This window comes from Cohaesibacter celericrescens (assembly GCF_002866925.1).
GTDB lineage: Bacteria > Pseudomonadota > Alphaproteobacteria > Rhizobiales > Cohaesibacteraceae > Cohaesibacter > Cohaesibacter celericrescens.
Window position 1 is genome coordinate 161,717 of the sequence record NZ_PKUQ01000016.1, and the last position, 15,841, is coordinate 177,557.

A 15,841-nucleotide genomic window follows, 5' to 3' on the forward strand; every position below is an offset into this window, starting at 1 on the left:
ACTTTGGCCTGCGCTGCGTAGTTGAGAATTAAACTTGCGGGTCGTTCTCCAGAAAGCTATACAGCGGCAAAATTCGGTTTTGTTTGTTGGGATTGCTTGGTCAATTTTGGATGAACAGGCTGCCTCGCTCAGTTTACAAGGATATGCTCCATGGCTATTGAACGCACTTTTTCTATCATCAAACCAGACGCAACCAAGCGGAATCTGACTGGCAAAATCATTGCTAAATTCGAAGATGCTGGTCTGCGCATCGTTGCGTCTAAACGCATCCATATGAGCAAAGAACAGGCTGAAGCGTTTTATGGTGTTCACAAAGACCGCCCATTCTTTGGAGAACTGGTTGACTTCATGATTTCTGAGCCTGTCGTTGTTCAGGTTTTGGAAGGCGAAGACGCCATCGCGAAAAACCGCGAAGTCATGGGCGCAACCAATCCAGCAGAAGCTGCTGAAGGCACGGTACGCAAGGATTTTGCACTCTCCATCGGCGAAAACTCTGTTCACGGTTCTGACGCTCCAGAAACCGCAGCTGAAGAAATCAAATTCTTCTTCTCTGATGCTGAGCTGGTTGGCTAAGCTTGCTGTTAAAAGCGCATAACAAATTCAAAAGGCCGTCTGTGATTGCAGACGGCCTTTTTTGTTTGTTCTGGTGGTGGTCTTTAGCGCGTGGCTGCAGCCAGTGCGACACCAAAGCCCATAAAGGTCGCTCCGAGTGTTCGGCGCAGATATTGCATTCGGCGTGGGCTGGTGAAAAAGACGCGCAACCGCCCGCTCAACAGAGCAACGGTGACATGACTTATTAAGCATACCCCTGCATAAGTGAACGATAGAATGGTGCCATCCTGATAAATTGTATCCGGATGGGATAGGAAGGGCGGAATAATAGACAACTGCACGGCAAGAGCTTTGGGGTTGGTCAGGGCAATTCCGACTCCCGTAAAGAACAGGCGTGCCTGTCCCGGATGGCGTATTTCTGTATTGCTCTCGATCAGATTGGTGCGATCTCGCCATGTTTTTACACCAAGCCAGATTAGATACAGTCCGCCAATGATTTTGAGGCCGAAAAAGGCTGTTGTGGAGGCCGCCATCAATGCGGCCAACCCGAATGTGACCATCAACCCCATAAGAGCCATGCCCAAGGTGTTGCCAAAGGCCGACCAAAGAGTGATGCGGCTACCAAAGCGTATCGAATTTGATAGCGTGAGTAAAAGGCCTGGGCCGGGGCTGAAGGCTGGTAAAATGGACAAAGCAACAAAGAGCAGCCAGATTTCGATTGTCATAGGGGTAACTCAAGATTTGAAGGGATTGGTGTATCGGGAAAATCAGGAGAGCCTGTTTTGATTAGGACCAATTTAAAAACAATGCAAGGAATGTGATTCTTTTCGGCCTCTAAAGCGTTGCCGAGCATTGCTTGAAAGGTCCGAATCTATCACTAAAGTGATGAGATCATATTTTGTTGATGGGCGTAAGGAGACAAAGATGTCCAAATTAACTTCCAAATTTATTGTTACAGCTTTTTTGCTGGGTTCATTTGCAGGTCTTTCCGCTCCAGCGCAGGCTGAAGATTTGACCAAAGATCTATTCCGTGCACGCGTGGTGGATTATTGCCTGTTTGACGAATGGGCGCGTGCCAAAGAAGACGAGACCAAGGGCATTCTGAAGACATGCCAATGCGCTGCCAAGGCCTATGTGAAGGGTTTGGAAGACGATGAACTGAACGCTTTGCTAAAAAAAGGTTCTTTGTCTCGCGCGCAAAAGAAAGACGTGTTGAAAGCTTATGCCGTTTGCAAAAAGTAATTAGTCGTAAGTGAAGCGCCAATGAAAAAGCTCAGTATACCAACTGGGCTTTTTCATTTTCGATTGGGTCATTACCCTGATCTATGGTGACGCGCAGGCCATTCACGCTGACCTTATCCGCTGCGACCAGCGCCACTGCGCGGGGATAGATCTGATGTTCGACCACCAATATGCGTGCGCTCAAAGTATCTTCGTCATCATCGTCCAGAACGGGCACCGCCGCTTGACAGATAATCGGTCCGGAATCCATATCCGCACAAACAAAATGTACGGTGCATCCGGCTAGCCGACAACCGGTTTCCAAGGCTCGGGTATAGGTGTGTAGACCTTTGAACGAGGGCAGCAGGGAAGGGTGGATGTTGATCATTTTGTTTTCCCACTGACCAACGAATTCCGCTGTTAAAATGCGCATGAACCCAGCCAGAACCACAAGCTCGATATCGTGAGCCAGCAGGACCTTCTGGATTTCTGTGTCGAAGGCCTCACGGTCGCCTTTATAGCCACGGTGATCGACGACAACGGTCTTGATGCCCTCATTCGCAGCGGTTTCCAACCCCTTTGCCTCAGGCTTGTTGGATAGCACCAAGGCGATATCGGCAGGATAGGCAGGGTCTTTTGCCGCGTCCAGAATGGCGGTCATGTTGCTGCCACGGCCAGAGATCAGGATGGCTGTGCGTTTTTTTCTCTCAGCCATCTTTAAGCCCCGAAATTGATCATGGTATCGTAAACAACCGCATCTTGATCTCGTGCGGCCAAATGGCCCAAACGCACTGGTGTTTCGCCCGCTTCAGTGAAAATGTCCATCAGTTGATCAGCTTTGTCCGGATCAACTACGACCATCATACCAACACCACAGTTGAAAGTGCGCAGCATTTCTGTGTTTTGCACGCCACCCATCGTTTGCAGCCAGCCAAACACGGCAGGCGGGGTTAGTGCCGCCAAATCCAGATGGGCTGCCAGCGTATCAGGCAACACACGAGGAATATTTTCGGGGAAACCGCCGCCAGTGATATGGGCCAACGCTTTGATCGCACAGGTCTCTTTAATGGCTTTTAGCACCGAGCGCACATAAATGCGTGTGGGTTCGAGCAAGGCTTCGCCGATGCTTTTCCCCGGTGCGAAGGGCGCACTGTCGGTGAAAGAAAGATTGTTGGCTTCCAGAATCCGGCGGACCAGCGAAAAGCCATTGGAATGGACACCAGATGAAGCAAGGCCGATGAGCACGTCACCTTCCTGAATGTCTTTGGGCAACAGGGTGCCGCGTTCGGCTGCGCCAACAGAGAAGCCTGCTAAATCATAATCCTTGGCAGCATACATGCCCGGCATTTCGGCGGTCTCGCCTCCGATCAATGCGCAGTTGGATTGACGGCACCCTTCGGCGATACCGGCAATCACATCCGTTGCGGCTTCAACCTCCAGTTTTCCCGTGGCAAAATAATCAAGGAAAAAGAGCGGTTCGGCGCCTTGCACAATAAGATCGTTGACGCACATGGCGACCAGATCAATACCGACCGTGTCGTGCTTTCCGGTCTCGATCGCGACTTTGAGCTTGGTTCCCACACCATCATTGGCTGCGACCAACACGGGGTCTTTAAATCCTGCGGCTTTTAAATCGAACAAGCCTCCAAAGCCGCCGATGTCGGTGTCTGAACCGGGGCGGGAGGTGGATTTTACAATCGGCTTGATGGCATTGACCAGCGCGTTGCCCGCATCAATATCCACGCCTGCGTCAGCGTAGGTCAAGTTGTTGGAATGGGAGGGTTTGGGCGCTTGGCTCTGATCGGACATGATAAATCCCTGATAGGATGAATGAAGCGAAGGTATTTTGCCCTGAAACACACGAAAATTGCTCAAAATGCAAGCCCTGATGACAAAAAGCATAGGATGCGGCTTTCAACGGTGAGAAAAGATTTGGAAATAACTGGGTGAAAGACCAAATAGAGCAATATCGCTTGGCGTTATGGTATTTACTGCAAGCCGTGAGTCTCATCTGATGTCGAACACGCTTCGCCAACTGACCTGTAATGATTTTATGACGAGTTTGGAATTTTGACCCTACCCAATATTATCACCATTGCACGCCTTTTCATGGTTCCGCTTGTTGTCTGGCTGCTGGTGGATGGGCGATATGATCTTGCCTTTTGGACCTTTCTTATTGCGGGGCTTTCTGATGCGGTTGATGGGATCTTGGCCAGAAAACTCAATATGCAATCTCTCTTGGGGGCTTATCTGGATCCTGTGGCGGACAAAGCTCTGTTGGTTAGTATCTATGTCACGCTCGGGTTCATGCTTGAGATACCGGCCTATATCGTCATTGCCGTCGTCAGTCGCGACATTCTCATTGTCGGGGCGGTCGTGTTGTCCTGGATGATGGGGCAACCTATGGCAATGAAGCCTTTGGTGATTTCCAAGGCCAATACTGTTGCACAGATTTTCTTTGCTGGCTTTGTGATGGCCGATTTGGGGTTGCCGCTTGAAGTGAGCAGTGAGCGACAAATTCTGGGCGTTATTGTTGTGTTGTTTACCGTTACCTCTGCTGTGGCCTATTTGGTCGACTGGATCGGCCATATGACCAAAACCGACTGAGTGGGCGGGCCTGCATATGGGTATCAAATCATTCCGGGGTTGGGTTCCGTGCAAAGCTGTTATAAAACCCACTCATCACGCCTGACACGTAAAACAGGCCCAAGACACTGACTTAGGGAGAGCCAATGTCTCTGCAAAAACAGTTTACCGTATGGATGGTTGTGCTCGGGGTGTTTATCCTGTGCCTGTTCCTCTTTCGCAGCGTTCTGTTGCCGTTTATCGCGGGTATGGCCCTGGCCTATCTTTTGGATCCGGTCGCGGACGGGTTCGAACGGCTGGGCATGAACCGGATGTTCGCGACCATTTCGGTTTTGATGCTGTTTGTCTTGATCTTTTTCTTTTTGCTGGTGCTGATCGTACCAACGCTTGCGCATCAGATGAACGGATTTGCTGAAAACTTGCCTGGCTATATCGCGTCGCTGCAGGAGTTGATTGTTAAATCAAGCTCTGACCATCTGCCAAAGTTTCTTTCGGATTTTGATCCGACCGATTTGCAAAATAGTATCAAAGATTTGGTCGGTGAGGGGGCGTCTTGGATCGGTAAGCTAATCCAGTCCTTGTGGAATGGTGGTCAGGCATTGATTGATATGCTTGCATTGATTGTCATCACGCCCGTTGTCGCCTTCTATTTGCTTTATGACTGGGATCGTATGGTAGAGAAGATTGATGGTTGGCTGCCGCGTGACCATCAATATACCGTGCGACGTCTTGCTCGTGACATTGATAACAGTGTTTCAGGCTTTGTGCGCGGTCAGATAATGGTCGGCCTTATTCTGGGTGTGTTTTATGCGCTCAGCCTGTCGCTTTTGGGCCTCAACTTCGGTCTGTTGATTGGTCTTGTCGCAGGACTGCTCAGCTTTGTTCCCTATGCTGGCGCAACATTGGGATTGTTGGTTTCTACCGGTGTGGCAATTGTTCAATTCTGGCCCGATCCTGTGCCAATCGGTCTTGCATTTGGGATTTTTGTGATCGGGCAATTTGTTGAAGGCAATATTTTGCAACCGCGCCTTGTTGGGGAGCGGGTGGGTTTGCATCCGGTTTGGTTGATGTTTGCGCTTTTGGCTTTTGGATCGTTGTTTGGTTTTGTCGGCATGCTGATTGCTGTACCCGCGGCGGCGGCCGTTGGGGTGATTGTGCGCCATGGGTTACAGCAATATCTGCATTCACCTCTTTATAACGGCCGGAGTGGTGGTCTTATTGTAGGTGCACCGGACGACGATACGTCAGATGCGTAATATCGGTGTGCAACATTTTAGGTTTGATACGGGAAACATTGATGGTTGGTGATCAAATGTCATTGGGATTGCCCCACGAGACGGCAATGGGGCGCGAAGATTTTTTACGTGGCCCCTCCAATGAAGCTGCGTTTGATATGATTGAGCTTTGGCCGGATTGGCCGTCCACATGGTTGCTTTTGGCCGGACCTGTTGGTGCGGGGAAATCCCATCTCGCGCGTATTTGGCGCGACAAGACCAATGCCCGCATCATAACACTGGATGAACTGAACCGGAGTGACCCGATGGTTCTTGTTGCAGATGGTGCTGTTGTGATTGAAGATGCCGATAGCCGTGAACGGAACGATACAGCCTTGTTCCACCTGCTTAACGCGGCGCGAGAAATAGGGTCTTACGTCTTGATCACAGCGCGGGCTTGGCCTGAATCATGGGGGGTGGAGCTGCCGGATCTGATGTCCCGTCTGCGGCTTACTACGCCCGTCGAGATATTTGAACCAGATGAAGAGTTGCTTCGCTCGGTTATCGTCAAGCTTTTTGCCGATAGACAGTTGGTTCCGGATCCCAATGTTGTTGAATTTATCGTCATGCGGATGGAGCGATCGATTGCCGCTGCCATCAAAATTGTCGACGCGATTGACCGGGAAGCATTGGCCAGGCGGCGCACCATCACCCGACCTTTTGCGTCCACTATTTTAAAAGAGTTGGATGACGGTCTTCATTGACATGTTGAAATGCCCGGACCGTATGGTGGTTCAGGCAACAAACGAGTGACATGTTGAAATCTTTTGCTCTTTGCCAACAAATTTGTGACGTCCGTCACATGAATGCTAAGGTAAAAGGATATTGGCGGATGTCTGCGACTTTTGCGACTCACTTTGCGAAGGGGGCAGTGTTCAAGGCGAGACATAGGAACAAGACGTTGTCCTGATACTTGGTGCGGGTTAGCCTGTTTGATCTCAGTCTCCTTGAAATACTGCTGATAAAGCGCAGTTTGTCTCTTTTCTCTCGTGCCCAATTGTCTGAACCTTGGGAAATGACGGGATTTTGGTAATTGAGAACAGAAGGCTCGGGCCCGATCATCTTGGGCGTCTTTTCTGTTCGCCACAGCAACGGGCTATGTTCAATGTCTGATACTAACGACACTCCTTCTTCCTTCGACCCAGAACAACAGGGTTCCGATCATAATGCTGACGCTGGGCAGGTAAGCTCTATGATTGACGATGTGGATGAGTTTATTCCCACAGAAGAAGAAATCGAAGCGTTGATGCGCAGCCCCGGGCGGTTCGTTAATCGGGAATTATCTTGGCTCGGGTTTAATTCTCGTGTTTTGGAAGAGACAGAAAATCCCGGTCACCCTCTTTTAGAGCGACTGCGCTTTCTGTCCATTTCGGCCAGCAATCTCAATGAATTTTTTATGGTACGTGTGGCCGGTTTGAAAGGCCAACAGCGAGCAGGCATTATGTCTGTGAGCGCCGATGGGTTGGATCCCAGTCAACAGCTTGTCAAAATCAACGCCGAAGCGACTGCGCTGGTGGACCGCCAACAACAAGGCTATCGTGCGCTGCGTACTGAATTGGAAAAAAAGAAGATTTTCCTGATTGAGCCTGAGAATTTAACGGAACTGGATATGGAGGTTCTGGAGACCATATACCTCGAAAGTATTTTCCCCGTTCTTACACCTTTGGCCGTTGATCCTGCGCATCCGTTCCCGTTCATTCCAAATCTGGGTTTCTCGCTGGCGCTTAATCTTAAAAGTGTCGGGGATCGCGATGATCTGACAGCAATTGTGCGCATGCCGCATACGCTTGATCGGTTCATCACGTTGCCAAACAATCCAGGTCAAGAAGGTAGTCATCGTAGCATTCGCCTTGAGCAGGTTGTGGCCCTGTTTATTGACCGCATTTTTCCAAGTTATCGCGTTTTGGATTTGGGTGCTTTTCGGGTTATTCGCGATTCTGATATCGAGATCGAAGAGGAAGCAGAAGATCTGGTGCGCCACTTCGAAACGGCCCTAAAGCGCAGGCGTCGAGGCTCGGTCATTCGCCTTGAAATCGAAGCCAGTACGGCACCTGCCTTGCGCGATTTCGTTGTCGGTGCGGTTCAGGTCGAAGATGATGAGATGGTCGAGATTGATGGCCCCTTGGCATTGAATGATCTGTCTGAATTGGTCGATATCGACCGTCCAGAATTGAAATTCAAACGCAACAAGCCTCGATTCCCAGAGCGTATTCGTGAGCATAATGGGGATTGTTTTGCAGCGATCAAGGAGAAGGATCTTATTGTCCATCATCCTTATGAGAGTTTTGATGTGGTGGCTCAGTATCTGATCCAAGCAGCACGTGATCCTGACGTGATGGCCATCAAACAGACCCTTTATCGGACATCAAAAAATTCACCTATCATTCGGGCGTTGGTTGAAGCGGCTGAGTCTGGCAAATCCGTTACCGCACTGGTTGAGCTCAAGGCACGGTTTGACGAAGAGGCCAATATTGGTTGGGCGCGTGATTTGGAACGGGCCGGTGTGCAGGTGGTATTCGGTTTCATCGAGTTGAAAACACACGCAAAACTATCAATGGTGGTGCGTCGGGAAGATGGCAAACTGGTGACTTATTGCCATATAGGTACGGGTAATTACCATCCTATCACGGCCAAAATCTATACCGATCTGAGCTTCTTTACTGCTGATGAAGAAGTGGCGATGGATGTTGCTCGGGTGTTTAATTTCATCACTGGTTATGCCGAGCCAGATCATCTCAAGCATTTGCTTGTATCGCCATACACCATGCGCAGCACAATGATTGATTATATCGAACGGGAAATCGAACATGTGAAGCAGGGGCGTCCCGGTCGGATCTGGTGCAAGGCCAACTCGTTGGTGGACCCACAGCTAATTGATGCTTTTTATCGCGCCAGTCAGGCCGGTGTGAAAATCGACTTGGTGATTCGTGGTATTTGCTGCTTGCGGCCACAATTGCCCGGCCTTTCCAGCAATATCCGCGTTAAATCAATTGTTGGCCGGTTCCTTGAGCATTCGCGAATTATTTGTTACGGCAATGGCAAAGAATTGCCCAATCCGGGTGCCGTGATCTATATGGGTTCGGCTGATTTGATGCCGCGCAATCTTGATCGCCGTTGTGAGACATATACTCCGATCAGAAACCCAACGGTTCATGCTCAGATTCTCGATCAAATTATGGTCGCCAACCTGATGGATAATCAGCAAAGTTGGGAAATTCTCCCCGATGGTTCCTCACGGAGGATTCGGGCCGCCGAGGGCGAGGAGCCGTTCAACGCCCATAAATTCTTTATGACCAATCCGAGTCTTTCGGGTAGAGGTGACTCCCTAGAAAATGACGCACCAAGAGCATTCACAGACCGCGTCCAACGATAAAAACTTGTTGGATAAGTTTAAGAATCAAGGTCGGATCGAAGGGTCCGCCCCTATAGCTGTTATTGATATCGGGTCAAATTCCGTGCGCCTCGTCATGTATGAGCGCGAAGCGCGGGCTCCGGTGCCAATGTATAACGAAAAGCATCTATGTGGTCTGGGGCGCGGCGTTGCCAACACCGGAAAACTGGACAAAAGAGCCGTGGATGCTGCCTTTTCGGCGTTGCGTCGATTTCGGTTTCTAATCGACCATGCTGGTGTCGGAAATCTGAACATCCTCGCGACCGCTGCCGCTCGTGAGGCCAGCAACGGGGCGATTTTCCTAGAGGAAGTCGAAAAAATCTGCGGCTGTAAGCCTCTGGTTTTGTCTGGCGAACAAGAAGCCCAGAAGTCGGCTATGGGCATTGTCTCATCAATGCTGGAGCCTGACGGGATCGTTGGCGATCTGGGCGGTGGAAGCCTCGAATTGATTTCTGTCGATGGGGCGAAGCTGGGTGAGGGGGCAACCTATCCGCTGGGTGGCCTGCGCATTCAGGATAGCTCTAAAGGCTCGGTAAAACAGGCGATGAAGATTGCCAAAAGTGAACTTGAATCTTCCGTTCAGCTTGATCAATTGGAAGGCAAAGCATTCTACGCCGTGGGTGGGACATGGCGTGCGTTTGGCAAGCTGCATATGGCGTCAATCGGCTATCCACTCAATGTGATGCACCATTATGAGATTGAATCTGAAGAGGCGCTCGAATTTTGTCGTCAATGTATGCGCGGCGATATTGCTGATTTTGCGGGCATCGGGGCTGTTTCCAAAGCCCGCCGAGGGCTGCTCCCCTTTGGAGCAGCCGTTCTGCATGAAGTGATCAGGCGGGGCAAACCCAAACAAGTGGTGATTTCTTCACTCGGTGTCCGTGAAGGGCATCTGTATGACCTTTTGCCTGATGACATTCGTGCCGAAGATCCGTTGATTTCCGCTTGTGAGGAATTGTGCATTTTGCGCTCTCGCTCTCCGCGTTATGCCCATGAATTGGCCGATTGGCTCGATGGGGTTTATAATGCGTTGGAAGTGCAGGAAAGCGCCTATGAAAAACGGCTGAGACGCGCCGCTTGTTTGTTGGCCGATATCGGTTGGCGTGCGCACCCTGACTATCGCGGAACACAAAGTCTGAATATCATCGCGCATGGGTCTTTTATCGGCATCGATCATCCGGGGCGGGCCTATTTGGCGATGGCCAATTATTTCCGGCATGAAGGGTTGTCGGGCGCCAATATGAGTCTGCGTATGCGCGATGTCAGCAATTTGCATTTGCGTTCTTTGGCGCGCATTACAGGGGCCGCCTTACGGTTGGCGCATGTGGCTGTCGGGGAATTGCCCGGTATCTTGCCGCGCTTGAAAGTCAGCTTGGAAGACGATGTTGCGACCATGGCCATTCCGGACAATCTAAAGATGCTCAAACATGCAAAATTTGAGCGCCGTTTTTCTAATTTTGTCCGATTGCTTGGCTATGATTCGCGTATTATTTGAAGCAAGACTTTCCATCGGCGCATTTATGGAGCCCAACAAAGAATGACAATTGGCGCGGACAACCATTATGAATGGATCGTTGTGCATGGTGACGCACAGCGTGAAAACAGCGAGGGTCTCCAGTCGGCTCTTGTTGAACAATGCTACAGTGACCGTGAGCCATATGGAGAGTATATTCTATATGCCGCCGGTGATAGCGGAGCGGTTTCCGAAGGGCAGATTTCGGTTCTGAATTATGCCTATTTGGCGGAAGTGCGGGTGACCTTTGAGCCCGATCTTGTGGCGGAAGGCATCAGTGATATTGGCTGGTGTCTTCAGGATCATGAAGAGCAGGGCGATGCCTTTGTCAAAGAGATTTGGCCTAGTTGGCAGGATGCCTCATTGAATGATGTTGCCAATACAATCTTCCCGCCTGACCAAGATTTTGTTATGGCTAGAAGCGTGCTGTCTGTAAGTGATGATCACGCGTCTTGGGTGGAAGTAACCCGGGTCGAAGCTCATCAACCCACTGAAATGGCTTTAACATTTTGTCGGGTGGAACAGGATCGACTGTTGGAAATCAAGGCCGTTTTGAAGGACCCTGATGTGCCTGTATGGGTGCTGTCAGACATGTGGAATGCGCTAGTTATGCGTTTCCAGAACCTATCCTATGAGAAACTCACCGGTGCCAACCGAATTGAGCCTGATGTTGATATGGAAGAGTTTGATATCGACCTGATCGGGGATGTCGCAGGCGAGGCCTAATCAAGAAAGACACAGTTTGTAGCGCAAGCCAACTTACCGGATGTGTTGTAAGGGCGAGCGTGCGCGGCAGTGCCTTCGTTTACTCCACTGTAGTCAATGACCGCTTCTAGCCCGTTGTACTTCTATTGAATAACCGGTAATAATCACAGAATGCCCAGTCTGGACGACCTGACACTACATGGGCTTGCCGGGACGACCCGATACTATGGAGGTCGAGATGGCGTGGATCACACTTTTGATCGCAGGTCTATTGGAAACAGCCTGGGCTGCCGGGCTAAAGTCCCTTTCCGAAAACTTCAGATTTAGTTTAATCATTGCCACGGTGGCTTTGATGCTCGCCAGTCTTGGAGCATTGTATTGGTCGATGCGGACCTTGCCTTTAGGGATCGCATATCCAATTTGGACGGGCATTGGATCTGTCGGATCCGTTGTCATCGGGATTACTGTATTCAAGCAAAATATCGGCGTCTTGGGCATTGCTGGAGTGGCCTGCCTCATCATCGGCATGGTGCTGATTAGCCTTGAAACTCATTAAGAACAGAGAGAAAACCAATGGTAGGTGAGACAAATTTAGACAAACTCCTCGGCAGCATGGCGGCGGAACTTGTAGACGGCGTGTATGTGTTTGCGACTGTTTCCGATGGTTCGGTGCCAGTTGGGGTTCGTCCGAGAATGCTTTTTCACGAAGCCGAAGGAATGACACTCATTTTGCTGAAAGAAGAAGCTGAAGCGAATAATCTCGCTTATGAGTTTCCCTGTCGCATGATCACCTTAAATATCCACTCATCACTTGAGGCTGTCGGGTTTCTGGCGCGGATTACATCGGCTCTCGCGAAACATGATATGGGGGTGAATCCTGTTTCAGGTTTTTTTCATGATCATCTTTTTGTGCCTGATGGCAGAGAAATGGATGCGATCAACGTGCTCAAAGAATTCACGGCTAAAGCCTGATTGCTGAAATGTCGCTTGGTTTGCATTGCTGCTGCTGGAGCTAACACAGCATTCGTCATTATGGGCTCCAAGCAGGCATTGCCTAGGGATTGATCGCACATCCTATAAGGGGCAACCGGTTGTTTGCCCCATTTATAGCTCTTGAATGATCTGCAGTCTCAGCCCTGACTTGTGCCGTTTTGGCTGACGCGCGGCTTTTTGCGACGCTTGGCAGCTTGCTTTTTTTCCGGAATTTCGGGTGCTTCGCATTCGATGGTTGCGACGCGCTTGCCCTCAAGGCGCAAAGCCATTTCGCCCGTTTTTACCTTGATCGCATATTGGCCAAACAACTCGCGGCGCCAGCCTTTGAGGGCTGCAACATCCGCGTCATCATCGCACGCTATTTTCTCCAGATCATCAACGGTGGCGATGACCTTGGCAGCGACACCGTGACGCTCTGATGTTAGCTTCAGCAAGACCTTCATGAGATCAACTGCAGCACCGGAACCTTCTGGCTGAGTTTTGCCTTTTGGCACGTCAGGCAGGTCTTCCACCGGAATTTTTGCCACTTTTTGCATGACTTGCAGCAGGTCGTGACCAGACTTTGAGCGTTCATAGCCTTTTGACGTTGACCGCAAAGCGCTTAGCGCCTCTTGCGTCTGGGGTTGCTGGATCGCCAGCTCAAAGATCGCTTCGTCTTTCAAAACGCGGTTGCGTGGTACATCGCGCGCCTGTGCTTCGCTCTCGCGCCATGCTGCCAATTCTTTCAGAGCTGCAAATTCCTTTGGCTTACGGATACGCAGTTTCATGCGCTTCCATGCTCTGGATGGCTCTGTGTAATAGGTTTCCGGAGAGGTCAGGATTTCCATTTCCTCTTGAACCCATTCACTGCGCTTTTGCTCTTCCAGATTGGCGCGCAAAGCATGATAGACATCACGCAAGTGGGTCACATCGGCGAGTGCATAGGTCAGCTGTTTTTCGGTCAGCGGGCGGCGCGACCAGTCAGTGTATCGATGAGACTTATCCAATCGTGCACCGGTCAGGCGCATAACCAGCTGGTCATAGGAAATAGAATCACCAAAGCCGCAGACCATCGCAGCCACTTGACTGTCAAACATCGGGGCGGGAATAAGATTGCCCAAGTGATAGATGATCTCGATGTCTTGACGTCCGGCATGAAACACTTTGACGATACTTGTATCGGCCATCAGTGCAAAAAAGGGCGCTAAATCCAGCCCTTCTGCCAGTGGATCAATCAACACGGCATCATCCGGCCCTGCCATTTGGATGAGGCAGAGCTTGGGCCAATAAGTGGTCTCGCGCAGGAATTCCGTATCCACGGTTACATACGGATGGTCGGCGAAATGTGTGCAGGCTTCTGCCAGTTCGGCAGTGGTCGTAATTGTTTTCATTGCGTAAAAGCTTATATAGAACAATTCTCGTCTTGTCGCCCACTCTTTATAACATTGCATAATAGATGGGGACTTTATTGTTTGTACCGGTATAATTACTTGATAATTTGGCCTTTCGCTTTGTCAGATGTCAATAAGGGACAAGACCTTGGTGTTTTGAGCATATGTGCAAGGAAATTGCCTACATTTTTGCTGTGCGGCTTGACTATCGGGCATTGTGGATGCAGGGTCCGGCCAGATTATCGAAGGGGCTTTTAATCTGCGCCCTTTTGTCGTTGAAACCGAAGGAATTGCCCTTTATTAAGGGCTAATCGACCATTCGGTCCAAGTTTTCAAATCGGGATGAAATAGCTGCGATCTCATAGGAGCGCAGGGTTCATTCTCAAGCATCAGGGTTCTATTCATGCATCCTTATCGCAGCCATACGTGTGGCGATCTTCGCGAAAGCCATGTAGGCGAAACGGTTCGTTTGTCCGGTTGGGTACACCGGGTTCGTGACCATGGTGGTCTTCTCTTTATCGATTTGCGCGACCAATATGGCCTGACCCAAGTCGTGGCCGATCCTGATTCTCCAGCTTTTGCCGATGCTGAAAAAGTGCGTGGCGAATGGTGCATCATGATCGAAGGCGAGGTAAAAGCCCGCACAGAGGAGACCATCAATGATGGGCTTCCTACCGGTCGTATTGAAATCTTCATAAACAAGCTGGATGTTCTGGGCGCTTCTAAAGAATTGCCGATGCCGGTGTTTGGGGAACCAGATTATCCTGAAGATATTCGTCTAAAATACCGCTTCCTTGATTTGCGCCGCGAAACCATGCACGCAAATATGATCAAGCGCACCCAGATCATCACTGCTGCGCGTCGCCGCATGAATGAAATTGGGTTTAACGAGTTTCAGACCCCCATTTTGGCGGCGTCGTCTCCGGAAGGTGCGCGGGACTATCTCGTGCCATCTCGCATCCACCCGGGCAAATTCTACGCTTTGCCGCAAGCACCACAACAATTCAAGCAACTGTTGATGATTGCGGGTTTCGATAAATATTTTCAGGTCGCACCGTGTTTCCGCGATGAAGATCCGCGCGCAGATCGCCTGCCTGGTGAATTTTATCAGCTCGATTTGGAAATGAGCTTTGTTGAGCAAGAAGATGTGCTGAGAACCATGGAACCGGTTATCCGTGGCTTGTTTGAAGAATTTGCTGACGGCAAACCCGTTACGCAGACCTTCACGCGCATCCCTTATGCGGAATCCCTGCGTAAATATGGCTCAGACAAACCTGATCTGCGTATTCCGATTGAGATGCAAGATGTTTCAGATCATTTCCGAGGCTCTGGCTTCAAGATTTTTGCGCGTATGCTCGAAGACGAACAGAATGAAGTGTGGGCCGTACCGGCAAAAACCGGTGGGCAGCGCACATTCTGTGACCGGATGAACAGCTGGGCGCAGGGCGAAGGTCAGCCGGGTCTGGGCTATATTTTCTGGCGCAAAGCAGAAGACGGCACTCTGGAAGGCGCAGGTCCACTTGCTAAGAATATTGGCCCAGAACGCACAGAAGCAGTCCGCACCCAGCTTGGTCTGGATGCAGGAGATGCTTGTTTCTTTGTCGCAGGTGATCCCAAAAAATTCTATGACTTTGCTGGCAAAGCGCGTGTGCGTGCCGGTGAAGAACTGAATTTGATTGACCGTGATCGCTTTGAATTGTGCTGGATCGTCGACTTCCCGATGTATGAGTGGAATGCTGACGAAGAAAAAGTTGATTTCTGCCATAATCCGTTTTCCATGCCAGAAGGTGGGCTCGAAGGATTGGAGAATACCGATCCTCTCGAGTTGAATGCGGCTCAGTATGACATCGTCTGCAATGGCTTCGAAATCGGCTCTGGCGCCATTCGTAACCACAAACCGGAAGTCATGAAGAAGGCTTTCGAAATTGCCGGTTATTCTGAAGATGTCTTGATCGAGCGGTTCGGTGGTATGTATCGTGCGTTCCAGTATGGCGCGCCTCCCCATGGTGGTATGGCCGCAGGTCTGGATCGGATTGTGATGCTTCTGTGTGGTACGCCAAACTTGCGCGAGATTACTTTGTTCCCAATGAACCAGCAGGCCGAAGACTTGCTGATGGGTGCGCCAAGCGAAGCCACGAACCAACAATTGCGTGACTTGCACCTGCGTCTTAATCTCCCACAGAAATAAAGTCTTGCAGAGCGTTGATATAAATAAAGAAAGGGCAGCTCATCGAGC

The 15,841-nt window shown here is 50.3% G+C and carries 15 protein-coding genes; 11 read left to right on the plus strand and 4 right to left on the minus strand.

Annotated features, from left to right (window positions below):
- Positions 1-150: 150 nt before the first annotated feature.
- Positions 151-573: a nucleoside-diphosphate kinase gene (gene ndk, locus C0081_RS08700; protein WP_101533425.1), complete on the plus strand. Its 423-nt coding sequence runs from the start codon at positions 151-153 to the stop codon at positions 571-573.
- Between the two features lie 83 nt (positions 574-656).
- Here the strand turns inward: ndk and C0081_RS08705 are convergent, their stop codons facing one another.
- Complete coding sequence (locus C0081_RS08705; RefSeq protein ID WP_101533426.1) at positions 657-1,277, minus strand: LysE family translocator; 621 nt, start codon at positions 1,275-1,277, stop codon at positions 657-659.
- Positions 1,278-1,476: 199 nt separating this feature from the next.
- On the opposite strand from C0081_RS08705, the gene C0081_RS08710 reads away from it, so the two are divergent.
- Positions 1,477-1,794, plus strand: a complete 318-nt coding sequence (locus tag C0081_RS08710; RefSeq protein ID WP_101533427.1) for a hypothetical protein — start codon at positions 1,477-1,479, stop codon at positions 1,792-1,794.
- 31 nt (positions 1,795-1,825) lie between these two features.
- Here the strand turns inward: C0081_RS08710 and purN are convergent, their stop codons facing one another.
- Both purN and purM read right to left on the minus strand, forming a co-directional pair.
- Positions 1,826-2,488, minus strand: coding sequence for a phosphoribosylglycinamide formyltransferase (purN, locus tag C0081_RS08715; protein ID WP_101533428.1), 663 nt, complete (start codon positions 2,486-2,488; stop codon positions 1,826-1,828).
- 2 nt (positions 2,489-2,490) lie between these two features.
- Positions 2,491-3,585 carry a phosphoribosylformylglycinamidine cyclo-ligase gene (gene purM / locus C0081_RS08720; RefSeq protein ID WP_425349460.1) on the minus strand — a complete coding sequence of 365 codons (1,095 nt, stop codon included), beginning with the start codon at positions 3,583-3,585 and terminating at the stop codon, positions 2,491-2,493.
- A gap of 258 nt (positions 3,586-3,843) precedes the next feature.
- Between purM and C0081_RS08725 the strand changes: the two genes are divergently transcribed.
- The 8 genes from C0081_RS08725 to C0081_RS08760 all read left to right on the plus strand — a co-directional run bounded on the left by C0081_RS08725 (position 3,844) and on the right by C0081_RS08760 (position 12,214).
- Positions 3,844-4,380, plus strand: coding sequence for a CDP-alcohol phosphatidyltransferase family protein (locus tag C0081_RS08725; RefSeq protein WP_101533429.1), 537 nt, complete (start codon positions 3,844-3,846; stop codon positions 4,378-4,380).
- 125 nt (positions 4,381-4,505) lie between these two features.
- On the plus strand, positions 4,506-5,615 hold the full coding sequence (locus C0081_RS08730; RefSeq protein WP_101533430.1) for an AI-2E family transporter: 1,110 nt from the start codon (positions 4,506-4,508) through the stop codon (positions 5,613-5,615).
- Between the two features lie 41 nt (positions 5,616-5,656).
- A complete protein-coding gene (locus C0081_RS08735) occupies positions 5,657-6,337 on the plus strand; it encodes an HdaA/DnaA family protein (RefSeq protein ID WP_101533431.1) in 681 nt (226 codons plus the stop codon).
- A 488-nt stretch (positions 6,338-6,825) separates the two neighbouring features.
- Positions 6,826-9,006 carry an RNA degradosome polyphosphate kinase gene (locus C0081_RS08740; protein WP_210200461.1) on the plus strand — a complete coding sequence of 727 codons (2,181 nt, stop codon included), beginning with the start codon at positions 6,826-6,828 and terminating at the stop codon, positions 9,004-9,006.
- Entirely contained in the window at positions 8,966-10,519 is a 1,554-nt protein-coding gene (locus tag C0081_RS08745) for a Ppx/GppA family phosphatase (protein ID WP_245417895.1), read from the plus strand. The genes C0081_RS08740 and C0081_RS08745 overlap by 41 nt, the downstream gene beginning before the upstream one ends.
- Before the next feature lie 42 nt (positions 10,520-10,561).
- Positions 10,562-11,263, plus strand: a complete 702-nt coding sequence (locus tag C0081_RS08750) for a hypothetical protein (protein ID WP_101533433.1) — start codon at positions 10,562-10,564, stop codon at positions 11,261-11,263.
- Positions 11,264-11,480: 217 nt separating this feature from the next.
- Positions 11,481-11,798, plus strand: a complete 318-nt coding sequence (locus tag C0081_RS08755) for a DMT family transporter (protein WP_180966816.1) — start codon at positions 11,481-11,483, stop codon at positions 11,796-11,798.
- A 17-nt stretch (positions 11,799-11,815) separates the two neighbouring features.
- Positions 11,816-12,214 carry an ACT domain-containing protein gene (locus C0081_RS08760; RefSeq protein WP_101533435.1) on the plus strand — a complete coding sequence of 133 codons (399 nt, stop codon included), beginning with the start codon at positions 11,816-11,818 and terminating at the stop codon, positions 12,212-12,214.
- Between the two features lie 158 nt (positions 12,215-12,372).
- Here C0081_RS08760 and rnd read toward each other — a convergent pair whose 3' ends face one another.
- A complete protein-coding gene (gene rnd, locus C0081_RS08765; protein WP_101533436.1) occupies positions 12,373-13,605 on the minus strand; it encodes a ribonuclease D in 1,233 nt (410 codons plus the stop codon).
- A 403-nt stretch (positions 13,606-14,008) separates the two neighbouring features.
- On the opposite strand from rnd, the gene aspS reads away from it, so the two are divergent.
- A complete protein-coding gene (gene aspS / locus C0081_RS08770) occupies positions 14,009-15,793 on the plus strand; it encodes an aspartate--tRNA ligase (RefSeq protein WP_101533437.1) in 1,785 nt (594 codons plus the stop codon).
- Positions 15,794-15,841: the final 48 nt, after the last annotated feature.

Bases quoted from the DNA above. Each gene is read 5' to 3' on its own strand.
- ndk (WP_101533425.1), top strand. From the start codon at position 151: ATGGCTATTGAACGCACTTTTTCTATCATCAAACCAGACGCAACCAAG.
- C0081_RS08705 (WP_101533426.1), bottom strand. From the start codon at position 1,277: ATGACAATCGAAATCTGGCTGCTCTTTGTTGCTTTGTCCATTTTACCA.
- C0081_RS08710 (WP_101533427.1), top strand. From the start codon at position 1,477: ATGTCCAAATTAACTTCCAAATTTATTGTTACAGCTTTTTTGCTGGGT.
- purN (WP_101533428.1), bottom strand. From the start codon at position 2,488: ATGGCTGAGAGAAAAAAACGCACAGCCATCCTGATCTCTGGCCGTGGC.
- C0081_RS08730 (WP_101533430.1), top strand. From the start codon at position 4,506: ATGTCTCTGCAAAAACAGTTTACCGTATGGATGGTTGTGCTCGGGGTG.
- C0081_RS08735 (WP_101533431.1), top strand. From the start codon at position 5,657: ATGGTTGGTGATCAAATGTCATTGGGATTGCCCCACGAGACGGCAATG.
- C0081_RS08740 (WP_210200461.1), top strand. From the start codon at position 6,826: ATGATTGACGATGTGGATGAGTTTATTCCCACAGAAGAAGAAATCGAA.
- C0081_RS08745 (WP_245417895.1), top strand. From the start codon at position 8,966: ATGACGCACCAAGAGCATTCACAGACCGCGTCCAACGATAAAAACTTG.
- C0081_RS08750 (WP_101533433.1), top strand. From the start codon at position 10,562: ATGACAATTGGCGCGGACAACCATTATGAATGGATCGTTGTGCATGGT.
- C0081_RS08755 (WP_180966816.1), top strand. From the start codon at position 11,481: ATGGCGTGGATCACACTTTTGATCGCAGGTCTATTGGAAACAGCCTGG.
- C0081_RS08760 (WP_101533435.1), top strand. From the start codon at position 11,816: ATGGTAGGTGAGACAAATTTAGACAAACTCCTCGGCAGCATGGCGGCG.
- rnd (WP_101533436.1), bottom strand. From the start codon at position 13,605: ATGAAAACAATTACGACCACTGCCGAACTGGCAGAAGCCTGCACACAT.
- aspS (WP_101533437.1), top strand. From the start codon at position 14,009: ATGCATCCTTATCGCAGCCATACGTGTGGCGATCTTCGCGAAAGCCAT.